General features: G+C 38.4%; 24 protein-coding genes. 1 reads left to right on the plus strand and 23 read right to left on the minus strand.

The features are described from left to right. Nucleotides 1–12: 12 nt before the first annotated feature. The 19 genes from trmD to MKY09_RS12905 all read right to left on the minus strand — a co-directional run bounded on the left by trmD (nt 13) and on the right by MKY09_RS12905 (nt 18783). Nucleotides 13–741 carry a tRNA (guanosine(37)-N1)-methyltransferase TrmD gene (trmD, locus tag MKY09_RS12815; RefSeq protein ID WP_342568249.1) on the minus strand — a complete coding sequence of 243 codons (729 nt, stop codon included), beginning with the start codon at nt 739–741 and terminating at the stop codon, nt 13–15. After that, nucleotides 741–1256, minus strand: coding sequence for a ribosome maturation factor RimM (gene rimM / locus MKY09_RS12820; RefSeq protein ID WP_342566825.1), 516 nt, complete (start codon nt 1254–1256; stop codon nt 741–743). The genes trmD and rimM overlap by 1 nt, the downstream gene beginning before the upstream one ends. Before the next feature lie 110 nt (nt 1257–1366). Beyond that, the gene (locus MKY09_RS12825; RefSeq protein WP_342566826.1) at nt 1367–1597 is read right to left on the minus strand and encodes a KH domain-containing protein; all 231 of its coding nucleotides are present in this window, start codon (nt 1595–1597) and stop codon (nt 1367–1369) included. Nucleotides 1598–1611: 14 nt separating this feature from the next. Further along, nucleotides 1612–1884, minus strand: coding sequence for a 30S ribosomal protein S16 (gene rpsP, locus MKY09_RS12830; RefSeq protein WP_053590001.1), 273 nt, complete (start codon nt 1882–1884; stop codon nt 1612–1614). A 102-nt stretch (nt 1885–1986) separates the two neighbouring features. After that, nucleotides 1987–3342, minus strand: coding sequence for a signal recognition particle protein (gene ffh, locus MKY09_RS12835; protein WP_340884109.1), 1356 nt, complete (start codon nt 3340–3342; stop codon nt 1987–1989). A gap of 13 nt (nt 3343–3355) precedes the next feature. Then, nucleotides 3356–3682 (minus strand): putative DNA-binding protein, encoded by a 327-nt coding sequence (locus MKY09_RS12840; RefSeq protein WP_169358572.1) that lies wholly within the window; start codon nt 3680–3682, stop codon nt 3356–3358. A 70-nt stretch (nt 3683–3752) separates the two neighbouring features. After that, entirely contained in the window at nt 3753–4772 is a 1020-nt protein-coding gene (gene ftsY, locus MKY09_RS12845; protein ID WP_169358571.1) for a signal recognition particle-docking protein FtsY, read from the minus strand. A gap of 15 nt (nt 4773–4787) precedes the next feature. Continuing rightward, the gene (gene smc, locus MKY09_RS12850) at nt 4788–8342 is read right to left on the minus strand and encodes a chromosome segregation protein SMC (protein WP_342566827.1); all 3555 of its coding nucleotides are present in this window, start codon (nt 8340–8342) and stop codon (nt 4788–4790) included. Nucleotides 8343–8345: 3 nt separating this feature from the next. Then, a complete protein-coding gene (gene rnc, locus MKY09_RS12855) occupies nt 8346–9104 on the minus strand; it encodes a ribonuclease III (protein ID WP_169358569.1) in 759 nt (252 codons plus the stop codon). A 180-nt stretch (nt 9105–9284) separates the two neighbouring features. Then, complete coding sequence (gene acpP, locus MKY09_RS12860; protein ID WP_169358568.1) at nt 9285–9521, minus strand: acyl carrier protein; 237 nt, start codon at nt 9519–9521, stop codon at nt 9285–9287. Between the two features lie 113 nt (nt 9522–9634). Beyond that, nucleotides 9635–10381 (minus strand): 3-oxoacyl-[acyl-carrier-protein] reductase, encoded by a 747-nt coding sequence (gene fabG / locus MKY09_RS12865; protein WP_342566828.1) that lies wholly within the window; start codon nt 10379–10381, stop codon nt 9635–9637. After that, nucleotides 10374–11324, minus strand: coding sequence for an ACP S-malonyltransferase (gene fabD, locus MKY09_RS12870; RefSeq protein ID WP_342566829.1), 951 nt, complete (start codon nt 11322–11324; stop codon nt 10374–10376). Before fabD ends, fabG begins: the two co-directional genes overlap by 8 nt. Next, nucleotides 11317–12312 (minus strand): phosphate acyltransferase PlsX, encoded by a 996-nt coding sequence (gene plsX / locus MKY09_RS12875; RefSeq protein ID WP_342566830.1) that lies wholly within the window; start codon nt 12310–12312, stop codon nt 11317–11319. The genes fabD and plsX overlap by 8 nt, the downstream gene beginning before the upstream one ends. A gap of 14 nt (nt 12313–12326) precedes the next feature. Continuing rightward, nucleotides 12327–12893 (minus strand): transcription factor FapR, encoded by a 567-nt coding sequence (gene fapR / locus MKY09_RS12880; protein WP_298472327.1) that lies wholly within the window; start codon nt 12891–12893, stop codon nt 12327–12329. 96 nt (nt 12894–12989) lie between these two features. Then, a complete protein-coding gene (gene recG / locus MKY09_RS12885; RefSeq protein WP_342566831.1) occupies nt 12990–15038 on the minus strand; it encodes an ATP-dependent DNA helicase RecG in 2049 nt (682 codons plus the stop codon). Then, nucleotides 15028–15927: an L-serine ammonia-lyase, iron-sulfur-dependent, subunit alpha gene (sdaAA, locus tag MKY09_RS12890; protein WP_342566832.1), complete on the minus strand. Its 900-nt coding sequence runs from the start codon at nt 15925–15927 to the stop codon at nt 15028–15030. Before sdaAA ends, recG begins: the two co-directional genes overlap by 11 nt. A gap of 11 nt (nt 15928–15938) precedes the next feature. After that, on the minus strand, nt 15939–16601 hold the full coding sequence (sdaAB, locus tag MKY09_RS12895; RefSeq protein ID WP_169358561.1) for an L-serine ammonia-lyase, iron-sulfur-dependent subunit beta: 663 nt from the start codon (nt 16599–16601) through the stop codon (nt 15939–15941). A 150-nt stretch (nt 16602–16751) separates the two neighbouring features. Then, nucleotides 16752–18404 (minus strand): DAK2 domain-containing protein, encoded by a 1653-nt coding sequence (locus tag MKY09_RS12900; protein ID WP_251552922.1) that lies wholly within the window; start codon nt 18402–18404, stop codon nt 16752–16754. A gap of 16 nt (nt 18405–18420) precedes the next feature. After that, nucleotides 18421–18783 (minus strand): Asp23/Gls24 family envelope stress response protein, encoded by a 363-nt coding sequence (locus tag MKY09_RS12905; RefSeq protein WP_169358559.1) that lies wholly within the window; start codon nt 18781–18783, stop codon nt 18421–18423. Between the two features lie 591 nt (nt 18784–19374). Here MKY09_RS12905 and rpmB point away from each other — a divergent pair. Next, nucleotides 19375–19563 (plus strand): 50S ribosomal protein L28, encoded by a 189-nt coding sequence (rpmB, locus tag MKY09_RS12910; protein WP_142605779.1) that lies wholly within the window; start codon nt 19375–19377, stop codon nt 19561–19563. Between the two features lie 170 nt (nt 19564–19733). On the opposite strand, the gene MKY09_RS12915 is transcribed toward rpmB, so the two are convergent. Genes MKY09_RS12915 through pknB form a run of 4 tightly spaced genes read right to left on the minus strand, consistent with a single transcriptional unit; the run spans nt 19734 to nt 23943 of the window. Next, nucleotides 19734–20387: a thiamine diphosphokinase gene (locus MKY09_RS12915; RefSeq protein ID WP_342566833.1), complete on the minus strand. Its 654-nt coding sequence runs from the start codon at nt 20385–20387 to the stop codon at nt 19734–19736. Continuing rightward, on the minus strand, nt 20384–21052 hold the full coding sequence (gene rpe, locus MKY09_RS12920; protein ID WP_169358556.1) for a ribulose-phosphate 3-epimerase: 669 nt from the start codon (nt 21050–21052) through the stop codon (nt 20384–20386). Before rpe ends, MKY09_RS12915 begins: the two co-directional genes overlap by 4 nt. A 3-nt stretch (nt 21053–21055) precedes the next feature. After that, complete coding sequence (gene rsgA / locus MKY09_RS12925; protein WP_169358555.1) at nt 21056–21937, minus strand: ribosome small subunit-dependent GTPase A; 882 nt, start codon at nt 21935–21937, stop codon at nt 21056–21058. A gap of 11 nt (nt 21938–21948) precedes the next feature. Beyond that, the gene (gene pknB, locus MKY09_RS12930; RefSeq protein WP_169358554.1) at nt 21949–23943 is read right to left on the minus strand and encodes a Stk1 family PASTA domain-containing Ser/Thr kinase; all 1995 of its coding nucleotides are present in this window, start codon (nt 23941–23943) and stop codon (nt 21949–21951) included. Nucleotide 23944 lies beyond the last annotated feature (1 nt).

Consider the following 23944-nt stretch of genomic DNA (forward strand, 5'->3'; position numbering starts at 1 on the left):
TGCAATTATAAATTATAACTCTTTTAATTGAAGCATTCTTTTTTCAGAATCTGTTAGTTCTGCATTTTCGAGAAGGTCTTCCCTTCTTTCTAATGTTCGTTTTAAAGACTGCTCTCTTCTCCATTGATCGATAGCTGCATGGTTTCCAGACAGCAATACATCTGGAACCTTGTAGCCACGATATTCTACTGGTCGAGTGTAATGTGGATGCTCTAGCAAGCCCGTAGAAAACGAATCTTGCTCATGGGAAGCAGCCTTGCCAAGAACATTGGGGAGTAATCTCACAACACTATCTACTACAGTCATAGCAGCTAATTCTCCACCGGTTAAAACAAAATCTCCAATTGAAATTTCATCTGTAACTAAATGCTCCCTAATTCGCTCATCGTAGCCCTCGTAATGACCACATATAAAAACAAGCTCCTCTTCCTTCGCTAATTCCTCAGCTTTTTGCTGATTAAAGCGTTCTCCTTGGGGGCAAAGCAATATAATCCGTCTATTCCCACTAGAGCTAGGAGGAAGAGCCTCAATAGCGTTAAAAATAGGTTCTGGCTTTAATACCATCCCTGCTCCACCACCATAGGGATAATCATCAACCTGATGATGCTTGTTACCAGAATAGTCTCGGAAGTTTACTACATCAATCAACACCTCATTTTTATCCTGCGCTTTTTTCAAAATTGATGAGTTGAACACTCCAGTGAACATCTCTGGAAAAAGCGAAAGAATATGAATTTTCATCATGACAATAAACCTTCCAGTACCTCAATCGTAATTTCTTTTTTATCCACATCTATTTTTTTCACTACGTCCTCAATATATGGAATATAGTGTGTCTTCCCTTTGACCGGCTGCACAGTCCATACGTCATTTGCTCCAGTTTGAAGTATTTCAGTAACGGTTCCAATTGTCTCACCCTCGGTAGAAACAATCGTACAGCCAATAATTTCATGATAGTAGTATTCATTTTCTTCTAACTCTGTTAGATACTTCTCAGATACTTTTAACGTTGCATCACGAAAGCCTTCTACATCTTTCAGTAAGGTATAACCGTCAAAAGTTAACAAATCAAAATTTTTATGCTTACGGTAGCTGGTAATTTTAACGATGATTGGTTTAGAACCATCTTTTTTAAAAAGACCAAGCTCATTTCCTACCTGATAACGCTCATCTGGAAAGTCAGTAGTAGAAATGACACGAACCTCTCCCCAAATTCCTTGGGTATTGACGATTTTTCCAACATTGTACCATTCCATCGAATAAATTCCTCCTATCAAAAAAGGAAGAACAAAGTGTTCTCCCTCTTTTCATATTACATTTACCTCTTTAGAATTTCTTCCCTGAGGTATTAGCTTCACAAGTGAAGTTAATCTAATATATCGACATATGTTTTCTTTTGGTGACTGCCTGCTGCTGAGTAAACAATTGTACGAATAGATTTAGCTACTCGGCCTTGTTTGCCAATTACTTTTCCCATATCTTCAGGATGAACAGAAAGTTTGTAAACTATACGGTTTACACTTTCGTCCTTTACCACCTGAACCTTGTCTGGATAATCAACTAATGGTTTAACGATTGCTTCGATCAGCTGCTTCACAATGTCCCCTCCGATTATTTGCCGAGTTTTGCGTTATGGAATTTTTCCATGATTCCTTGTTCAGAGAACAAGTTACGTACTGTATCAGATGGTTTCGCACCATCTTGAAGCCATTTTAACGCTAATTCTTCGTTAATTTTAACTTCTGCTGGTTTAGTAAGTGGGTTGTAAGTACCTACTGTTTCAATTTGACGACCGTCACGTGGTGAGCGAGAGTCTGCTACTACAATACGATAGAAAGGAGATTTTTTAGCTCCCATACGTTTTAAACGAATTTTAACTGCCATTTTTATTGCACCTCCGAATAGTTTCACACAAGATAGTATATTATCAAGGTTTTAAATGTTTGTAAAGTGTTTTTTCTTAACACCTTATTTTTTTAAGGAAAATTACTTAAAAAGAGAATCAAATCCTGGCATTTTCATCTTTTTCTTTCCTTTTTGTTGCATATTTGTCATTTGCTTCATCATCTTTTTCATCTCTTCAAATTGCTTTAGAAGTCTATTAATGTCTTGAATAGATGTTCCTGATCCTTTAGCAATTCTCTTTTTTCGAGCTCCGTTAATAATTTCAGGGTTAGTTTTCTCCTGCGTAGTCATTGAATAAATAATGGCTTCGACACGATCCATTTGCTTTTCATCAACTTTCGCATTTTCTAATCCCTTAATTTTATTTGCTCCTGGAAGCATTTTTAAAATCTCGTCAAGAGGTCCCATTTGCTTCACTTGGCTTAGCTGCTCCAGGAAATCATCGAACGTAAAAGACTGCGTACGGAACTTTTCTTCCAGTTCCTTCGCTTTTTCTTCGTCAACATTAGCTTGAGCCTTTTCGATTAAGGACATCATGTCTCCCATGCCTAAAATACGGGATGCCATGCGTTCTGGATGAAAAGTCTCTAAAGCATCCATTTTTTCACCCATACCTACAAATTTAATAGGTTTTTGAGTAATAGAACGGATTGAAAGGGCTGCCCCACCACGTGTATCGCCATCTAATTTCGTAAGTACGACCCCTGTTATACCAATAGAGTCATTAAAATTGTTAGCTACATTGACTGCATCCTGCCCTGTCATTGCATCTACAACTAAGAATACTTCGTCCGGCTCTTTTAATGCACGAATATCTTTAAGCTCTTGCATCAAAGTTTCATCAATGTGTAAACGACCAGCTGTATCGACAATCACTACATCATAATGTTCTTCCTTTGCATGCTCAAGACCCTGCTTCACTATTTCCACAGGAGAAATGTCCGTACCCTTTTGGAATACTGGTAAGGAGAGTTGTTTTCCAATCGTTTCAAGCTGTTTCACTGCTGCTGGACGATAAATATCCGCAGCAATTAACAAAGGCTTCTTGTTATACTTTTTTCGAAGTACATTTGCAAGTTTACCAGTAGTGGTGGTTTTACCAGCACCCTGTAATCCGACCATCATAATAACAGTAGGCGGTCTTGAAGAGAAAGCTATCTGGCTCTGCTCGCCTCCCATTAGCTGGGTCAATTCATCTTTTACGATTTTAATGACCTGCTGACCTGGAGTTAAGCTTTTCATCACTTCTTGCCCTACAGCCCGTTCAGAGACGTTTTTAACAAATTCTTTTACCACTTTTAAGTTAACGTCCGCTTCCAGTAGTGCATAACGAACTTCACGCATCATTTCTTTAACATCAGCCTCAGAAATTTTGCCTTTACCTTTGATTTTCTGAATCGTCCCTTGGAGACGCTCAGCTAAACCTTCAAATGCCATGCAAGCTCGCCTCCTAATCCCATTCTTTTAATTGCTCAATGAGTTGAGTCAGTTCTTCTGATGATTGTTCATTTGCTATTTGCATAAGCTGTTTAGTCGTTTCTTGTCTTTTTTCGAATTTGGAAAAAAGATTTAACTTTTCTTCATACTCTTCCAGCATCATTTCAGTGCGACGTATATTGTCATAAACAGCCTGTCTGGATATATTATATTCCTCTGCAATTTCGCCGAGTGATAAATCATCTAAATAATAAAGCTGCATATAGCTTCGTTGTTTATCTGTCAATAAAGCCTGGTAAAAATCGAAGAGAAAATTCATACGAGTCGTTTTTTCAATCATTCCCATCTCTCCTTACCATGAATGGTTCATCTAATAGTTTATAAAGACTAGCTTTAACTGTCAAGTAAAATTACTTGTCTTCTGATGTTTCTTCTAGTTCTAACCCTTCAGCAAATAATCCATAAACATATTTTTCTGCATCAAATGGCTGTAGGTCATCCATTTGCTCTCCGAGACCAACAAATTTAACTGGTATATGCAACTTATTGCGGATAGCAAGTACTATACCGCCTTTTGCAGTGCCGTCAAGCTTTGTTAACACAATTCCAGTAACATTGGTCACTTCTTTAAAAGTCTGTGCCTGAACAAGCGCATTTTGTCCTGTAGTGGCATCTAATGCTAACAATACTTCATGCGGAGCATTAGGCACTTCTCTAGTAATAACTCGGTGAATTTTTTCCAACTCATTCATCAGGTTTACTTTATTTTGCAAACGACCCGCTGTATCACAAATAAGCACATCAGCTTTTCTGTTCTTGGCAGCACGAATAGCATCATACATAACAGCAGCCGGATCAGAGCCCTCTGCCTGTTTTATAACCTCTGCACCTACACGATCGCCCCACACTTGAAGTTGATCAATAGCACCTGCACGGAAAGTGTCCCCGGCAGCAAGCATTACTTTTTTTCCTTCTCCATTTAAACGATGTGCAAGTTTACCGATAGTAGTTGTTTTCCCAACTCCATTAACACCGACGAATAAGATAACTGTTAGTCCTTCTTCTTCGATGTGAAGCTCAGTTAAATCCTCATCACCAGCCTCATATATCTCAACAAGTTTTTCAGAAATAACAGATTGGATTCCGGCAGTGTCTTTAATGTTTTTACGCTGAACCTCAAAACGCAATTTGTCCATTAACTCCACTACGGTTTCAAATCCAACATCTGCCTGAAGCAAAATTTCTTCAAGCTCCTCAAAGAAATCCTCATCTACCTTACGATATTTCGCTACTAAATCATTTACTTTAGAAGTAAATTGATTTCGTGTTTTCGATAGTCCTTCTTTAAATTTATTGGTAATCGAAACTGTTTCTTCAGCCTCTGGTGTAGAGCCCAACATTTTTTCTTTCATTTTTTTAAAAAAGCTCACAGTAGAACCTCCTATTTAAGTGACTAATTCTTCTTCTAATTTTACAGATACAAGCTTGGAAATCCCAGATTCCTGCATAGTGATACCATACAGTACATCTGCCCCCTCCATCGTACCCTTACGGTGTGTAATGACGATAAACTGCGTATCATGACTAAATTTCTTTAAATAGTCGCTATAACGCGTTACGTTAGCCTCGTCTAAGGCAGCTTCCACTTCATCCAGGATACAGAAAGGTACCGGACGAGTATGAAGAATTGAAAACAACAAGGCAATAGCGGTTAATGCTCGTTCGCCACCCGACAGTAAAGAAAGATTCTGTAGCTTTTTGCCTGGAGGCTGTGCCACTATATCTATTCCCGTATCCAACATGGAGGTAGGATCGGTTAAAATTAAGTCTGCCTGTCCGCCACCAAATAACTGTCTAAACACTACCTTAAAGTTTCTTTGAATGTCATTAAACGTAGATTCGAAGCGTATAGTCATTTCTTCGTCCATCTCTTTAATAACCTCATGCAATGTATCTTGAGCAGAAAGCAAATCCTCTCTTTGTTCTGTTAAGAACGAGTGACGTTCGCTGACTTGCTCGTATTCCTGTATAGACCCTAAGTTAATAGGTCCCAGCTCTTCTATAGAGCGTTTTAATAGCTTTACTTTTTTGCGAGCAAGCTCCTCATCCATGTCAAAAGGATAGTCTCGCTTTGCTTCATCCAGGGACATTTCATACGTCTCTTCTAGATGTGTTTGAAGTGAATTAGTTTCCACCTCCAGCTTGCTCAACCTTAGTTCTAATGCACGCTCGTCGTTAGAAAAGATACTTAAATGTTGCTGTAGCATCTTTAATTGACCTTCAGATTCGTTAACTCTTTGAGAAAGTCCAATTCTTTTCTCTTTGTCCGTCGTTATTTGCCCCTGTAGATAATCTTTTTTCTGTTTGTTAGTGGCAATCATTTGGTCAATTTGTTCTGGAGATGGACCTGTTTGGTCATCATTCTCAAACCAGCTGATCTCTTTTTCTAAAGTACCAACTTTTTGAACACAATATTGAATATCCTGTTCCAGCTGTTTCTTTTCTTTCTCTTGTTGCGTCACTTGCTCATTTACTACAGCAATAGAGGACAACAGTTCGCCAAGTTCATTTTGTACTTTATCTTTTTCTTGCATAGACTGTTGCTTTAACAGTTGCAGTTGATCAATAGTTTTTTGAATGGAAGCTAAAGATTCATTGATCTCCGAACTACGCTTAGCTGTTTGTTCTTTTTTGCGAACAAGATTCTCATGCAGGTTATTCTTTTCAGTTTGAACCTCATCAAATTCAAGCAAGCGATTGGTTAAACGAGAAATTATCGCTCCACATTCTCTGTCTTCTGACAATAGTTTATGCTCTTCTTCTCGCAACGCTTCCCCTGAGAGACGCGCTTCCTCTAATGCAATTTTAATCTGCTGAACTTGCTGTTTTTTATGAGCAACTGATTTTTCTGCTTGATGTACGGATTGTTCTAGCTCTACAAGCTTATCATTTAATTGCTCTAACTCAGCTTTTCGTGTAAAGACAGATGACTGTTGTTTTACAGACCCCCCTGTCAAGGAGCCTCCTGCATTTACAACATCACCGTCAAGTGTTACGAAACGGTATCTAAATTGAAGGCGTGCCGCCATTTCGTTAGCGCCCTTTAAATCTGTTGCAATAATAATATTACCTAGTAAACTTTCAATAATTACTTTATAGTCTCTATCGTAATTGACAAGCATATCTGCCGTATTCACAAAAGATGGATGCTCCTTAATCGGAGCCAGCGTCTGCTCGCTCAATTTACGTGACTTCATAACCTGAAGTGGAAGGAAGGTAGCTCTTCCAACTCTTTTCTTTTTCAGCCAATCAATAGCCATCCGTGCATCCTGACTAGTATCAGTAATAATATGCTGAGACTGCTGGCCAATAGCTGTGTCAATTGCATTCATATAGTTAGATGGAATTTGAATTAGTTCAGCCACTGCGCCATGAATCCCTTTGAGCTCTTTTTTATCACGTGCAACTAATACTTCCTTAACTCCCTGGAAATACCCTGAAAACTCGGATTCAAGCTCTTGTAAGGAATCCTTTCTAGCCTGCATTTGATGCTTCATTTGATAGGCTTTTTGAAGCAACGTTTGCTGTTCCTCATAAGAGGCTTCTAAATGCTCCGATGATTCTCGCTTCGTTTTAAAGTCCTGCACCTTTTGCGCTAAGTCTTTCTGACATGCTTCCAGCTGCTTCTCTATCTCTTTTTTTCGATTTGTAAGCTTTTCTAACTCGTCTTTGATCTCCCGATAATCTTCAATAATTTTCTCAGAAGATACTAGTTCAAATTGAAGCTGCTGTTCCATATGCTTCATTTCATTCTTCATTGTTGCTTCTTCATTTAACAAATCAATGTAAGTGCCCTTCAAAGTTTCGATTTCCTCTTCAACCTCTGAAGCTGACCTACTAAGAACATGATCGATTTGTAATTTTTTTGCTCGAAGTTCTTTTAATGACTGTTTCTTTTTAGAGCTAGAAGAAATATTTTCTTCTAGCTGTTTTTCAAGTACTTGAAGTCTCGTCTTTTCTTCTTCCAAAGCTCTTCTTAGCTGCGATATTTGCTGACTAGCATTTTGTTTTTTCTCAGCAAGCAACAGCTTTCTTCCCTCTAGACGTTCTAATTCAGAACTTACCTCAAGTAACTCAGTCTGTTCCTTGTCTAGCTTTTCATCTGTGGAACTAATGGTTCTTCTTATAGATAAAATATCTGACTCTGCATTACTAATCTTCGTCAAAAGCGACGTTTTTTGCTCTTCTATTTGTTGAAGCTGATTATGTAGCTCTGTACTTTCTTGCACAAAAAGATTCAAGTCATGAGCAATAACTGCAATTTCAATATCCTTTAGTTCTGTAGACATCTCTAAATAATCTGTAGCAAGAGATGATTGAATTTTGAGTGGCTCCATTCGACCATCTAGTTCATGGAGAATATCAAGCACTCGATTTAAGTTATCATCCGTTTCTATCAGCTTAAATTCTGCTTTTTTCTTACGTTGTTTATACTTAAGGACGCCAGCGGTCTCCTCAAATATCGTTCTTCTGTCTTCAGGTCTGCTATTTAGTATTTCATCAACACGTCCCTGGGAAATAATAGAGAACGCTTCTTTTCCAAGACCAGAATCCATAAATAAATCTATAATATCTTTCAATCTACACGTTTGCTTGTTAAGAAGATATTCACTATCTCCTGATCGGTAAACCCTTCTCGTAACACTTATTTCAGTAAAATCTAATGGAACACGACGATCAGAATTATCCAATATTAAGGTAACCTCTGCAAAGTTTAATGCCTTTCTTGAATCACTCCCTGCAAAGATAACATCTTCCATCTTTGTTCCACGGAGTGATTTGGCAGATTGCTCACCTAGCACCCATCTGATTGCATCTGTAACATTACTCTTCCCACTACCGTTCGGACCTACCACTGCAGTAACTCCTGGTACAAAATCTATCCCAACTCGGTCTGCAAATGATTTAAACCCTATAATTTCTAATCTCTTAAGGAACAACGATTATTCCCCCTGTTCTTGATCCTTTATTGCGAGTATCGCTAGTCTAGCTGCTTGTTGCTCTGCTTCTTTTTTAGAACGTCCTATTCCGACGCCAAGTTCCGTTGTATTTAAAATAACACGCGAAACAAAGGTACGGTTATGTGCCGGACCCTTTTCTTCTACAATTTCATAGCTAAGTGCACCATTGTTTTTTTGTTGAATGACTTCTTGTAGTTGGCTTTTATAATCCATCACATGCGAAAAAGCACCGACTTCGATTTTAGGGAAGACAATCTTTTCCAAAAAGGAAACGACTACCTCCAATCCTTGATCCAAATATAAAGCACCGATAAATGCTTCGAATACGTCCGCTAAAAGTGCCGGTCTTTCACGTCCGCCAGTTAACTCTTCTCCTTTTCCAAGGAGCACATACTTACCAAATCCTAATTCGTTTGCAAACACAACTAAAGAAGGCTCACAAACAATCGCTGCTCGAAGCTTTGTAAGCTGCCCCTCACTCATAACCTCGTATTGCTGGAATAAGTATTGAGAAACAGATAATTCTAATACGGCATCTCCTAGAAACTCTAAACGCTCATTATCGGTGAAAAATTTACGTCGATGCTCATTCACATAAGATGAATGGGTAAAGGCTTGATACAATAATGTTGGATTATTGAATTCGATTTCAAAATGACTTTGAAATTTTTGAAACTGTTGTTTAACACTCTCTGGGAACCCTGTTTTTTTAGGGTGGTTGCTTTTTCTATTTACTTTCATCCTGATCTGCCTTTCTTACTTAACATCTATCTGTTTAAGTTTACCTGTTTCTATAGCAATGTGCAAAAAGAAATAGAGACGCTTTTAATTATTCATACGAATAGTAAAAACGTCTCTGTTGCTATTTAACTTAATTCACCTTTATATAAAGACTATATATATAAAGGTGACTATTTAATATTAGCCTTGCTTGCTTTCAATATAGCTAACTGCGTTACCCACAGTAGAAATATTCTCCGCATCCTCATCCGAAATTTCCATATCGAACTCATCTTCAAGCTCCATAACTAACTCCACTACATCTAGTGAGTCAGCACCTAAATCATCACGGAAAGATGCTTCTAATTTTACTTCGCTCTCGTCTACACCTAGACGATCAACGATCACTTTAGTTACACGTTCTAAAACTGTTGACAAATTTGTCACCTCCCCTCAATGATTATACAAAAAACTTTTAGTCTATGAAAGGCTATTTCACATGAAATCTAAATACTTATATCAGATCGTGCTTATTAAGTTACAGATGGGCATTACATATACATACCGCCATTAACATGAAGCGTTTGCCCAGTAATATAATTAGCATCCTCTGATGCCAAAAATGCTACTGCTTTTGCTATATCTTCAGGATTTCCAAACTTCGCTAAAGGAATTTGGCTCAACATTTGACTTTTAACTTCTTCAGGAAGAGCATCCGTCATATCAGTAGTTATAAACCCAGGCGCAACCGAGTTAACAGTTATATTACGACTCGCTAATTCTTTTGCAGAAGATTTCGTTAGACCAATGACACCAGCCTTAGCCGCAACATAATTAGCCTGTCCAGCATTTCCAGAAACTCCAACAATAGAAGTTATATTAATAATACGACCATTTCGTTGTTTCATCATTTGTCTCGTAACAGCTTTTGTGCAGAGAAATACCCCTTTTAGGTTCGTATTCAATACATCGTCCCATTCCTGTTCCTTCATGCGCATAATTAGATTATCACGTGTGATACCAGCGTTGTTAACTAAAATATCAATAGATCCGAAGACTTCTAAAGTTTGCTTAACTAAACTTTGAACATCATCGGCTTGGTCAATATTAGCTTGAGCAGCAAAAGCAATTCCTCCGTGCGCTTTTATTTCTTCCACAACGGCTTCTGCTTTCTCTTTGCTGCCGCTATAATTGACTACTACCTTAGCACCCTCGTTTGCTAAGTAAATAGCTATATCCTTACCGATTCCACGAGAAGCACCTGTTACAATTGCAGATTTGCCTTCTAATTTACCCATTGATAACCTCTCCTATTTCCGTAATGGCTTGCTGGAAGGAAGCCTCGTCATATACACAATAAGTCGTAACAGATCGATCTATTTTTTTGACTAAGCCACTCAGTACCTTACCTGGACCACATTCAATAAAGACATTGACACCAAGATCAAGCATTTGTTGAATCGATTCTTCCCAACGAACGGGCGAATATAACTGTTCGACCAATAGGGACTTCACGTCCTCTGCATCCTCTACAGGAAGCGCCGTAACATTAGAAATTACAGGAGGTTTTGCAGTTGAAAGTTTAATAGAATTGATTGCCTCATCTAATTTATGTGCAGCAGGTCTCATTAATTCAGAATGGAAGGGACCACTAACAGTTAAAGGAATTGCTCTTTTAGCCCCTGCTTCTTTCGCTTGTTCAGAAGCTTTTTTGACTCCTTCTGCTGTACCAGAAATAACAATTTGACCAGGACAATTAAGATTAGCAATTTGTACAATGTCACCAGCTTGCGTAACCTTTTGAGTTACCTCAGCTAAAGAAGTATCATCTAGTCCTAATATGGCTGCCATTGAGCCTTCTCCTGCCGGTACAGCTTCATTCATGAAAAGACCACGTCTATGAACTAATAATACCGCATCCTCAAAACTAATTGCCCCAGAGGCAACTAAAGCAGAATATTCTCCCAAGCTATGCCCAGCCGTATAATCTGGAGTAATTCCAGCCTCAATTAATAATCTTGCAATCATTGTACTGGTTGTAAGTAAAGCAGGCTGTGCATGGTAGGTTTTAGTTAACTCCTCAGCCGGTCCATTCAACATAATATCTGATAAGGAAAAACCTAATTTTTGATCTGCTGATTCATAAATCTTTTTACTTTCACTGTTGTTTTCAATTAGCTGTTGCCCCATCCCTACTGATTGAGACCCTTGTCCAGGAAATATAAAAGCAATTTTAGTCATCGGAAGATTCCTTTCGTAATGTAGTGTAAATAATCTCAGAAACATTATTTTCTACCATTGTCCGTGCTTGTCTTATCGCATGAAAAACCGCTCTGCTATTAGATGAACCATGTGCTTTAATAACTGGAGCCTTTAATCCAAATAGACCAGCTCCACCGTACTCAGAGTAATCCAATTTATTTTTAATACCTTTTAACTGTTCTTTTACTAGCAATGCTGATATTTTTGTTTTTGTCGATGTATTAAAAGCTTCTTTCAACAAAGTAAACATCGCCCCGGCCGTACCTTCAATCGTTTTTAATACCATATTACCTGTAAATCCATCTGTTACAACTACATCAGCTACGCCATTTAAAAGATCTCTAGATTCAACATTTCCAATAAAATTCACCGGTGTCTCTTTCAACAGTAAAAACGCGGCTTTTGTAAGCTCATTTCCTTTTTTGTCTTCGGTTCCTATATTCAGTAGGCCAACTCGAGGGTTTTGAATACCACGAACTTTTTCTGCATATACACTTCCCATTACAGCAAATTGCTGTAGATGTTCCGGTTTGGCATCTGAATTTGCACCAAGGTCAAGCATTACAAACCCTTTCCCGTCTATTGTTGGGAGGGTGGGAGCAAGCGCTGGACGATCTACTTGATCTATCCTACCAACTACAAAAAGTCCCGCTGCCATTAGAGCCCCCGTGTTACCCGCAGAAACACACGCATCTGCCTCGCCACTTTTCACCGATTCAGCCATTTTAACCATTGAGGAATTTTTCTTTCTACGAATAGCTCTAACAGGCTCATCAGTTCCTTCAATCACTTCATCGGTATGAACTACGGTCAAGCGGTCATGCTTAGTTACAAGTGATTCTAACTTACTTTCATCACCATATAAGATAATATTCAAATCGTCAAAAGCTTCTAGAGCCTCATAGGCTCCCTTTACTATTTCATGAGGGGCATTGTCTCCGCCCATTGCATCTATCGATATTTTCATTTTTACACACCTTTTTACTTCATAGTTTCTCTATACATATTAAATTCTCCAACAAAAACAGTTTCATTTTCTACCTTACTTGTCACTTGAATAACTGTATTTTTCTTTTCAGTGTCATTAGATAGGACAACTGCTTTTGCAATAACACGATCACCGACTTTTACAGGCTTCACAAATGTAATATTAGATTTTCTAGTTAAGGCCAGTTCATCATTAATAACAGCTACAGCCAATGAGTTTGCTTGTGCAAAAAGATGATGTCCCCGTGCAATACCATTCCTTGCAAACACATGGTCCTGCTTAATATCTAGTAGTGATATTGCCTGTTTGTCTAAATCTATATCTATAATTTCTCCAATAACCTCATCAATTGGGAGAGATTTTACCTCTTCTTCAAAATTATGAGCTGCAACTGATTTAATCCTCTCACGCAATTCTGGGATGGATAACTCCATTCGATCTAATCGTATGGTTTGCACGCTTACATGAAAAGTTGCCGCCAGGTTTTCATCTGTTATAAAAGGGTTTTTATCTAGCGTTTCTAGTAAAAGCCTTTGTCTTTCTTTTTTCGTATATTTCAAGCTATTCACCACCATTTTAGCACTTGGTACTAATATCAGTATATAAACAATAAAAAAAGAATGCAAGAAATGATTTAGTTCATCCTTGCATTCTTTTTAATCAATTCTTTCCCCATCTAGTGCTTTAGAGTCAACCAAGGCATTCCGTAGACCTTCCATTTCATCGGAATTCCAAAAGTGCTCAGATTCCAATAAACGCTCGGCATCTATTTTCGCTGTATTTAATGCACGATAATCATGAACTAAATCTGCTATTTTAAACTCAGGCAATCCACTTTGTTTTTTCCCAAAGAAGTCACCAGGTCCTCGTAGCTCCAAATCTTTTTCTGCCAAGACAAAACCATCATTCGTCTCTGTCATGGACATCATTCGTTCCTTCCCTTCTTCTGTCTTAGGATCAGCAAGAAGGATACAGTACGATTGGTGTTCTCCGCGCCCAACCCTACCACGTAGTTGGTGTAGCTGTGCTAATCCAAAGCGCTCTGCATCAAATATAATCATAAAGGATGCATTAGGAACGTTTACTCCGACCTCAACTACCGTTGTCGAGACTAATACTTGAATATGCCCCTCGGTAAAATTCCTCATCACTTCATCTTTTTCGTCCGGATGCAGCCGTCCGTGCATCAAGCCAACCGAATAATCTTTTCCGAGCTCATAAGACATCATATTATAAACATCTACCGCATTTTGGACGTCTAGTTTCTCAGACTCCTCAATTAGAGGGCAAATGATATAGGCTTGTCTGCCATTAGCCAACTCTTTTTTAAGACGACCTATAAGTTTAGGAAGCTGATCTTCCTTCATCCAGTGAGTATCAATGGATTTTCTTCCTGCCGGCATCTGATCAATAACGGAGACATCCATTTCCCCAAACGCCGTTATGGCTAAGGTCCGCGGAATAGGTGTCGCTGTCATAAAAAGTACATCTGGATTTTCTCCTTTTTCTTTTAAAACTCTTCTTTGAGCCACACCAAAACGATGTTGTTCGTCCGTAATAACTAAACCAAGATTTTTAAATGAAACATCAGGTTGAATCAACGCATGTGTACCTATTAGTAAATCAATATTACCTGCAGCTAAATTTTCTAGTACCATTCTTCTTGCCTTTTGCCTAGTAGAGCCAGTTAATAGCGCTATTCTTACACCAATGGGTGAGAGCCACTCATCTAATGAAGCTGCATGTTGCTCCGCCAAAATTTCCGTCGGAGCCATCAAAGCACCTTGATAGCCTGCCGTTATGACAGCATACAAACAGATTGCAGCAACTACAGTTTTCCCTGAGCCTACATCCCCTTGTAAAAGTCTGTTCATTCGATTAGGTGCTTTCAAGTCACGACAAATTTCATTAACTACTCTCTTTTGAGCATCAGTCAACTCATAAGGTAAGGATTCAATTAGTTTTTTTACTCGCTCATTATCAAAGGAAACGCCATTTCCAACATTTTGTTCTTTTCGCACCTTTTTAATGGCCTGCATCTTCAACTGAAAGTTAAGTAGTTCCTCGTAAACAAACCGTCTTCTTGCATTTTTGGAATGTTCAGCATCCTGTGGGAAGTGAATTCCCTCGAGAGCCTCCACCATTTCAGGCAATTTATACATCGATCGGATAGACTCCGGCAAAGGATCCGTGATATCCCCTTTTAACTCATCTAACGCCTGTCGCATAAATCTCCTAAAAACTTTCTGGCTTATGGAGCCTTTCAACGAATAGACAGGTTCAAAATCCTGTTGGTCTGTCTTTGGTCCTACTGAGAACGTCGACACATTAATAACTTGTCGTCCTCTATCCCATTTACCAGTAACAGTAATTACAGAACCTGGAGTTATTTTTGATTTTAAATAAGCTTGATTGAAAAATACAGCCTTGATCAGATGCTGGCCTGCCAACAATCGAACCTGCAACCTCGATTTATTTTTCCCTAAAAAAAGAAGAGAAGGTTCACTTTCGACCCTTCCTTCCACAGTTACTCTCTCATTATGGGCGCTCTCTGCAAGGTTTTTTAACCGAAAATCCTCATGCCTATAAGGAAAGGTCATTACTAAATCATCTAGTGTAACTATCCCTAGCTCCTCTAAGGCTTTAGCAGTTCCTGCCCCTACACCTTTTAGAGAGATAACTAAATCGCTCCCCTTATTTCCCACTGCCGACCACAGCCCCACCAAAGATTTTAGCTTCTAACCATTTTCCTGTAGGTGTAGCTGCTAAGCCTCCTTGAGCAGTTTCTTTTAATGCTGTTGGCATCGTTTGACCAATTTTATACATAGCATCTATTACTTCATCACAAGGAATACGACTTGTTACTCCCGCAAGTGCCATATCTGCTGCCACTAAGGAATTAGAGGCTCCCATCGCATTTCTTTTCACACATGGTACTTCTACTAGCCCTGCAACTGGATCGCATACTAATCCAAGCATATTTTTTAAAGTTATAGCAAATGCCTCAGAGCTTTGGGCAGGAGTCCCTCCAGCCATCTCTACTATCGCCGCGGCAGCCATACCAGCCGCTGATCCAACTTCTGCCTGGCAGCCTCCTGCAGCGCCAGATATAGAAGCGTTGTTCGCTACAACAAATCCAAATGCCCCTGCTGTAAATAAATATCTGATCATTTGCTCACGAGTCGGGTTCAGCTTGTTTTTTACCGCAAATAGAGTTCCTGGGACTACTCCTGCCGAGCCCGCTGTAGGTGTAGCACAAATAGTTCCCATCGCCGCATTTACTTCATTCGTAGCTACAGCTTTACTTACAGCATCAAGCATCAGTTCTCCAGAAAGAGAATTTCCTTTTTTCATATAAGCTTGCAAAAGAACAGCGTCCCCACCAGTTAATCCAGAAGTGGAACGAACTCCCTTTAGTCCCTTTTCTACTGCTTCTTCCATAACTGTCAGATTACGATCCATTTGTGACATGATTTCTTCACGAGTGCGTTCTGTAATAAGAATTTCTTGTTCTATCATAATCTCAGATATAAGCTTATTTTCTTTTTCAGCTTTTTCTACTAATTCTCGCACATTGCGAAATAAGACTTCCATCATAACCCTCCTTAATCTACAATTCTCGTAACCTTCGTTATGTTAGGTAGAGTTGTAATTTCATCTAAAATATCTTTACTCACATTTTGATCCACTTCAATTACCATCAATGCCATATTTCCTTTCTCTTTTCGAGAAACCTCCATATGACCGATATTAATATTGTGCTTAGCTAAACAATTGGCAACGCTTGCAATACATCCCGAACGGTCATTGTGAACAACTAATATCGCAGCCAAGTTGCCTGACAATCTTAACGGAAAACCATTTAGCTCTGTTATTTCTGTTTTCCCGCCACCAATAGAAATACCAACCACCGACATTTCACGTTCGTCGTCTCCTAATACAATTCTAGCTGTATTTGGATGCTCAGTATGTCCTGTCTCAGGTATAAACTCATAGGATAGACCGACCTTTTCTGCTTCACTAAACGACGTTTTAATACGCTCATCAAAGGTATCATAGTCCAATAAGCCACCGATGATCGCCACATCTGTACCATGGCCTTTATATGTTTCGGCAAAAGAGCCATAAAGATGGATTTTTGCCCAAGTAGGTTGCTTTCCAAATAAATCTCTTGCTACCCTTCCTATTCGAGCTGCTCCAGCAGTATGGGAAGAGGACGGTCCAATCATAACGGGTCCAATAATGTCAAAAACAGACTTAAATTTCATTTGACAGACCTCACTTTCATGTTGATATTTCTATTTTACACTTTTAGGGAACTTTAAACAAAAGTATTGTACGAAAGGATTACAAAGAACTCTGAAATTTCTTGCTAAAAAAAAAGCGTGGGATTTCTCCCACGCGGAGTATTACTAGTTTTATTCTACTGATAAAATATATGGGTACAATGGTTGTTTACCATTATAAAGCTCTACTTCCACATCTTCGAAGGTCTCTTCAATAAACGAAGCAAATTTCCCAGCTTCCTCTTCCGTGACATCTTCTCCGTAAATAACTGTCACAATTTCAGAATCCTCGTCAATCAATTCTGTTGCTAGCTTTGTTGCAGCTTCCACTCTAGATGGCTGTGAAAGTATAATTTTCCCTTCAGCTAAAGACATAAAATCATCTTTTTTAATCTCTACACCGTCAATTGACGTATCACGTACAGCAAAAGTAACTTGACCAGTTTTAACGTGTGCAAAAGCATCGGTCATATTCTTTTGGTTTTCTTGAACAGTCGCTTGAGCGTTAAACGCTAAAATCGCTGCCATTCCTTGAGGAATTGTTTTTGTAGGCACTACCGCAGCCTCAATCCCCAGAACCTCTGCAGCTTGTTCAGCAGCCATTACGATGTTTTTGTTATTAGGAAGGATTAGTACACGCTCAGCTCCTACAGACTCAATCGCCTTTACAATGTCTTCAGTAGAAGGATTCATTGTCTGACCACCTTCTATCACTGCTGAAGCTCCAAGACTCTTCAATAATTCAGCGACACCTGTTCCCATTGCAACTGTTACTACTGCATAAGGATGAACTTCTGCTTTCTTAGCAGTATTAGAAGAATGGCCTTCACCTACGATATCTGTATGCTGTTGACGCATATTTTCAATTTTAATTTTAATTAGGTCCCCATATTGTTGACCATAAGTTAAGACTTCACCTGGTGTTTCAGAATGGATATGAATTTTAGCAATCTCATCATCGGAGATAACTAAAAGTGAGTCACCATACTCGCTTAAATCATTACGGAAGTCATTTTCGATAAAGGCTTTCTTGCCCTCTTCAAAACGGACCATGAACTCTGTACAGAAACCAAATTCAATGTCAGCAGTATCCATATATCCTTGAACACTTTTATGATGCTCAGCACTAACCAAATCGTCCATAGAGGAACTAATTGTTCTCTCAGGAAGAGCTTCTCCCTTTAAGCTTGCAAGGAAACCTTCATAAACAAATACTAAGCCTTGTCCGCCACTATCAACTACGCCTACTTCTTTCAAAACAGGTAATAGATCTGGAGTTCTGTTTAGTGATAGTTTAGACTCTTCTACAACAACTGCCATTAGTTCTGATATATCTGTAATCGTTTCACTAGCTTCCACTGCTTTTTTAGCTGAATCTTTTGCTACAGTTAAAATAGTGCCCTCAACTGGTTTCATAACAGCTTTGTAAGCCGTTTCTACTCCATACTGTAAAGCTTGGGCAAATTGTTTTGCATCTAAGGTTGCATGCTGCTCAATCGACTTTCCAAAGCCTCTAAAAAGTTGCGATAAAATAACTCCAGAGTTTCCTCGAGCACCCATTAGCAAACCTTTGGACAATGCTTGAGCTGTTTTGCCAATATGCTCACTAGTATGAGCAGCTGTCTCTTTAGCCCCTGAAGTCATTGAAAGATTCATGTTTGTGCCTGTATCACCATCGGGTACAGGGAATACGTTTAATGCGTCGACATAGTCAGCGTTTTGGAAAAGATGATGTGCTCCCATCTTGACCATATCCGCAAATTGATTACCATTGATTGATTTCATTGTTTTCTCTCCTTAATCACACGTTTGCCACGCGAACTCCTTGTACGTAAACATTTACGGATTTCACCGACATACCAAGAGATTTATTTAGCGTGTATTTAACTTTAGACTGGACTTGATAAGCGATCTCAGAAATTTTTGTTCCGTAACTTACAACTATATACATATCGATATGTAAATCATCTTTTTCCTGTCTAACAATTACACCTTTTGTAAAGTTCTCTTTTCTTAATATATCTGTTAAACCATCTCTGATTTGATGCTTTGATGCCATACCAACAATTCCATAGCATTCAATCGCTGCTCCGCCTGCAATTTGAGCAATAGTATCTTGTGATATATCAATGTGCCCAAATTCATTTGTTAATTCTATTGACATGTTGAAACCTCCCAAGTCCTTTTTGACTATCCCTTATTGTACTACACCCTTTAAAATTATAAAAGACACGTTTCTATTCGTCTACTTTTTGCAAAAGTGGTTTTTATTTAGCGCTTCCTTTTCAAAAAAAAGATGGTTTGATTTATACATTATACGTTATTTTCTATACAACCTGTAATTATAGCAATAAGGTGCTCTATGACTTGAATAAAAATAATTCAGAATTGCTTTCGAGTATGCTAATGACGGGCATCCATATTGCTCATCAAGCAGAAAGTGAAAATCAGCAATTTCTTCTCCTGCTTTTTTATCTTATTTTTCAAGTAACCTGAAACCTCTTAGTTTCTTAAATTCATTTATGCAGTTATTTTTTAGTAAAATATTTTTCCAGTATAAACGCCATCTGTTACTATAGTAACTATGTAAACCCCGACACTGCAAGTAACTACTGAAGCTAAACTGTTATTTTATAGTGTAAAGGTTTTTTTCTTGATATACTTGCTTATCAAAAGAGTCTGTGGTAAATTATTAAAGTATGTGAAATATCGAACTGAAAATCTTTCAGCTTCTTTTTTAAAGGAGGAAATTATAATGCCAAAAGTATGTGCAATCACTGGGCGTAAAGCTCGTTCTGGTAATGCTCGTTCTCACGCAATGAACGCTACTAAGCGTACATGGGGGGCAAACCTTCAAAAGGTCCGTATTCTTGTAGACGGTAAACCTAAACGCGTATGGGTTTCTGCTAGAGCTTTAAAATCAGGAAAAATTGAGCGCGTATAATCGCTCTCATAATTAATGCCAGGCCGACAAATTGTCGACCTGGCATTATTTCTTTTTAAAACTATTTTTTTTCCTCATCCTTTTTAAAAAGACGAATACAAACCTTCATTAAACTACTAACAGATTTAGGTAATTTAAATGTGTAGACCTTCACACGAATTTCCTCCCTTTTAGTCACTGCTTCTTATCATTAAACATATGCCTGACTTAAAGGAGATAGTACTTGTTCGCTCTACTTGTTCATTACTAGTAAACTTTGCATGGCCATAATTTATTGGTTCTTCTTCCACATTATACAAAAATCCGTCTAGTGTAACGTCTTCCAGTCCTTCACCAAAAGGATAAAAAGATATATATTTGTATTCTTGTTGATCTATTTTATGTGTTCCAGGAAGTAGAAATTGAAGCTTATTTTTGTTGTTCTGGATATAAAAGGAGACTTCAGGATGCAATCGTTGAAAGTGGTATACATCATGAAGAGCTGCTTGATAGTGATCCAAACGAGAACCACTTACACCAGTTAAAATAACTTCGTTTGGTTTATATTTCATTGCTTCTAATAAAGCCAAACGCGTATCTGTCTCATCCTTCTCAGAAGGCATTATAGATACATGTGTCACGTGTTTACGTAGTGTATCCAACTCTTTATAACTAATAGAATCAAAATCTCCAATAATCTCAGTTGGAACAATATCAGCATTCAGCAAATGATAGGCACCTCTATCAGCCCCAATAAAGATTGTTTCCTCTTGTAAAAAAGGAAGCTGTCTAAGATCAACAACTTCCTCTACAGGACCACCTGCGCAGATGAAGACACGCTTCATTTTGAAGCCACACTCAATCCTGCAGCTTTTATTCTTTGAAGTGCCTTTCCTTTGTCAGGTGCATTATAAACAGCGGATCCAGCGACTAAAATAGTTGCTCCTGCTTCCACACAAGGAATAATTGTCTCCTCGTTGACTCCTCCATCAATCTCAATTTCAATAGAAAGATTTCTTTCCTGTATAATCTGAGAAAGTTGTTTTACTTTAGGAATGACCGAATGTATAAATTTCTGACCACCAAATCCAGGGTTGACAGTCATAAATAAAACCATATCAACATCCTCTAATACATGCATAATTGATTCGACAGGTGTATGTGGATTTAACACAACTCCTGGCTTCACTCCAAATGAACGAATCAGCTGAATTGTACGGTGAAGATGTGGTGAAGCCTCTACGTGAACTGTTATATAATCAGCTCCAGCTTTAGCAAATGCCTCAATGTATTGATCTGCATTTTCAATCATAAGATGTACATCCAATGGAAGGCTCGTAAGTGGTCGCAAAGCCTCTACGACAATCGGTCCCATCGTTATGTTTGGAACAAAATGACCATCCATCACATCTATATGAATAAGCTCAGCTCCAGCTTTTTCTACCTCTAATACTTCTTCTCCAAGTTTTGCAAAATTTGCTGCTAAAATAGAAGGTGCAATCTTTACCATAAGTTAGTACCTCGGCTTTCTATCTACTATTTCTTCATAAAATTGTAAATAATGTTTGTATCGGTATTCTTTAATTTCTCCAAGCTCTACTGCTTTTTTTACAGCGCATTTTGGCTCATTAACATGTAGGCACCCACGGTACTTACATTCGTCCTGTCGTTTTACAAAGTCAGGAAAGCAACTAGAGAGCTCTTCTTTTTCCATTAAATCAAATTCAAAAGAACTAAAACCAGGGGTATCAGCTAGAAGCCCATCACAAACCTCGATTAGTTCTACATGTCTGGTTGTATGCTTCCCACGTCCTAAAGCATCCGATATGACTCCTGTTTTTAAATCTAAGGAAGGGAGAATTGTATTTAATAAAGTAGATTTCCCTACCCCTGATTGTCCTGCTAGTACAGTAGTTTTCCCTTTTAAAATAGGGGTTATTTTATCGTTAAAATCTGGATCATCCTTGTAGGTCATTAATATTTCATAACCAATATTTTCATAATCGTTGATATAATCCTTCATTGTTTGTTCCATCTTAGTATCCATCAAATCACTTTTCGTCAAGCATATGATTGGCTCAATGTAAAAGGATTCTAGCACTACTAGAAAACGGTCTAATAATATCGTATTGAAGTCTGGTTCTTTAATAGAAAAAACTAAAATGGCCTGATCAATATTCGATATCGGTGGACGAACTAAGTTATTTTTTCTTTCGTGGATGACAGTTATAGTACCATCGTTCTCTCCCTCGACTGTATAGTCAACAAAATCACCAACTAGAGGAGATTCGCCTCTATTTCTAAAGACCCCTCTCCCTCTACATTGAATCACTTTACCATTATCATATACATAATAGAAACCACTAAGTGCTTTTCTTATTTGACCATTTGGCATCCTATGCCTCCCTAATCTATATCTTCATATTTTATTGTTTTCTGTTCGAGTACCTCTTGATTTCTTTTAATAAGATATCCGCCAGCCTCGCCTTCCACAATTTCTAGTGAAATCTTTTTCTCTACTGCCGATGTAATTTCAAACTCTTCAACTGGAGGGTCAGTAAATTTATGCGTTTTGTCTTGAATGTAAATTTGAATTATTTGAGGAACAACTTCCTGTTCAGGATTTTCCTCATCTTCTCCTTCTTCCCCTTCACCATCAAGTTCTTGCTCCAAATAAGGAATTGGCACAATTCTTACAAACGTCTTAGTTGGCTTAGCTTTTGGCCCCGAAGAAATCACTACCTGAACCGTACTTCCCTTTGCCACTTTCGAGTTTGGCCCAGGAGATTGTTCTACAACTGCTCCTTTAGGAATTGTATCGTGGTTTACTTCTTTTGTTTTAACGACCTTTAATCCAGAGTTTGTTGCATATTCGTTTAAATTCTTTTCATTGTATTCCCTTAAGTCTCTCAAAGTAATCATTTCTGGTCCAAGACTTACTTGAAAACGGACAACTGTTTCTTCTGGAATTATTTCTTGTCCAGCTTCAGGCTCCTGCTTTAAAATGGTACCCGCCGTTGTAGAAGAGTAGATTTTATCTTCCTCAATTTTAAAGCCTTGTTTTTCAAGCAAAGCTATAACCTGGGTGATATCCTGATTTTCGTAGTCACCCATTACAGAAGTTTCCTTCCCTTGGGATACAATTATATCTACCTCAGTTTCTACGTCACGCATTTTTCCTTCTTCTGGTGTTGTACCTATGACATGATCTTTTTCGACCTCATCATCAAATTCTAAAATTTGTTCTCCAATGATAAAGCCTTCTGACTCAAGTAGCTTTATAGCATCTTCGACCGCTAAGCCAGCTACAGGAGGAACTTCTATCTTGTCCGGTTTAAACAACCCAGGGAAAGCTACGATGATGATTAATGCTAGCAAGATAAGGCCAGCTATTATCCCTGTTATTATTTTCCATTTACTTCTTTTCTTCTTTGGTTTTGTTTGTTCAGGAGGCTTATCCTCCGTTTGTAATTTTTTAGTTTCTGCAACATCTTCAAAAGAAACAGGCTCTTTAATAACCGGAAGAACCTTCGTAGCTCCATCGTCTACAGGAACAACAAATTTTGGTTCATTGGACCTTTCTGGTGACATGGCAGTTGATAAGTCTCTTTCCATTTCCTCTGCAGAACGGTACCTGTTTCTAGGATCTTTTGCAGTTGCCTTTAGGACAACATTTTCTAGGCTTTGTGGTATGACTGGATTGATAGCTCTAACCGATGGAGTTTCCGCCTGTAAATGCTTCAATGCAATGGATACAGCTGACTCTCCTGAAAAAGGAAGCTGTCCAGTTAATAACTCAAACAACACAATTCCTAGCGCATAAATATCCGATTCCCTAGTAGCAGTACCGCCACGGGCTTGTTCTGGAGACAAATAATGCACGGTTCCTAAAACGGAGTTAGTTTGTGTATAGGAAGTCGCACTTAAAGCCATCGCTATGCCGAAATCAGTTATTTTCACGTTTTCTTGTTCATCCAATAAAATATTTTGTGGTTTTATATCCCGATGAATAATATGATTATTGTGTGCATTAGAAATAGCCGAAGTTAGCTGCTTCATAATCGTAATTGTTTTAACGGGCGAAACCGGGGCATTATGCTGTATGTATTGTTTTAATGTTTCACCTTTAACATGTTCCATAACTATATAGTGAATATCTTCATCTTCTCCTACGTCGTAGATATTAACTATATTAGGGTGAGTAAGGCTTGTGGCAGAAAGTGCTTCTCGCTGAAAGCGACGACGCAGTTCTTCTTCATTAGAAAAATCATATCGCAAAACCTTAATTGCGACGTCTCTGTCTAAGATCATATCATGTCCCAAATATACGTTGGACATGCCGCCTCCACCAATCATCTCTAGCAACTTATACCTGCCGCTAATTCTTTTGCCGATTAACATC

The sequence above is a fragment of the Psychrobacillus sp. FSL K6-4046 genome, from assembly GCF_038624605.1.
Taxonomy (GTDB): domain Bacteria; phylum Bacillota; class Bacilli; order Bacillales_A; family Planococcaceae; genus Psychrobacillus.

Coding starts and splice junctions, on each gene's coding strand:
- trmD (WP_342568249.1), bottom strand. CDS start 741: ATGAAAATTCATATTCTTTCGCTTTTTCCAGAGATGTTCACTGGAGTG.
- rimM (WP_342566825.1), bottom strand. CDS start 1,256: ATGGAATGGTACAATGTTGGAAAAATCGTCAATACCCAAGGAATTTGG.
- rpsP (WP_053590001.1), bottom strand. CDS start 1,884: ATGGCAGTTAAAATTCGTTTAAAACGTATGGGAGCTAAAAAATCTCCT.
- ffh (WP_340884109.1), bottom strand. CDS start 3,342: ATGGCATTTGAAGGTTTAGCTGAGCGTCTCCAAGGGACGATTCAGAAA.
- MKY09_RS12840 (WP_169358572.1), bottom strand. CDS start 3,682: ATGATTGAAAAAACGACTCGTATGAATTTTCTCTTCGATTTTTACCAG.
- rnc (WP_169358569.1), bottom strand. CDS start 9,104: ATGAAAGTAAATAGAAAAAGCAACCACCCTAAAAAAACAGGGTTCCCA.
- fabG (WP_342566828.1), bottom strand. CDS start 10,381: ATGGGTAAATTAGAAGGCAAATCTGCAATTGTAACAGGTGCTTCTCGT.
- fabD (WP_342566829.1), bottom strand. CDS start 11,324: ATGACTAAAATTGCTTTTATATTTCCTGGACAAGGGTCTCAATCAGTA.
- plsX (WP_342566830.1), bottom strand. CDS start 12,312: ATGAAAATATCGATAGATGCAATGGGCGGAGACAATGCCCCTCATGAA.
- sdaAA (WP_342566832.1), bottom strand. CDS start 15,927: ATGGAAGTCTTATTTCGCAATGTGCGAGAATTAGTAGAAAAAGCTGAA.
- sdaAB (WP_169358561.1), bottom strand. CDS start 16,601: ATGAAATTTAAGTCTGTTTTTGACATTATTGGACCCGTTATGATTGGA.
- MKY09_RS12900 (WP_251552922.1), bottom strand. CDS start 18,404: ATGAAATCAATCAATGGTAATCAATTTGCGGATATGGTCAAGATGGGA.
- MKY09_RS12905 (WP_169358559.1), bottom strand. CDS start 18,783: ATGTCAATAGAATTAACAAATGAATTTGGGCACATTGATATATCACAA.
- rpmB (WP_142605779.1), top strand. CDS start 19,375: ATGCCAAAAGTATGTGCAATCACTGGGCGTAAAGCTCGTTCTGGTAAT.
- MKY09_RS12915 (WP_342566833.1), bottom strand. CDS start 20,387: ATGAAGCGTGTCTTCATCTGCGCAGGTGGTCCTGTAGAGGAAGTTGTT.
- rpe (WP_169358556.1), bottom strand. CDS start 21,052: ATGGTAAAGATTGCACCTTCTATTTTAGCAGCAAATTTTGCAAAACTT.
- rsgA (WP_169358555.1), bottom strand. CDS start 21,937: ATGCCAAATGGTCAAATAAGAAAAGCACTTAGTGGTTTCTATTATGTA.
- pknB (WP_169358554.1), bottom strand. CDS start 23,943: ATGTTAATCGGCAAAAGAATTAGCGGCAGGTATAAGTTGCTAGAGATG.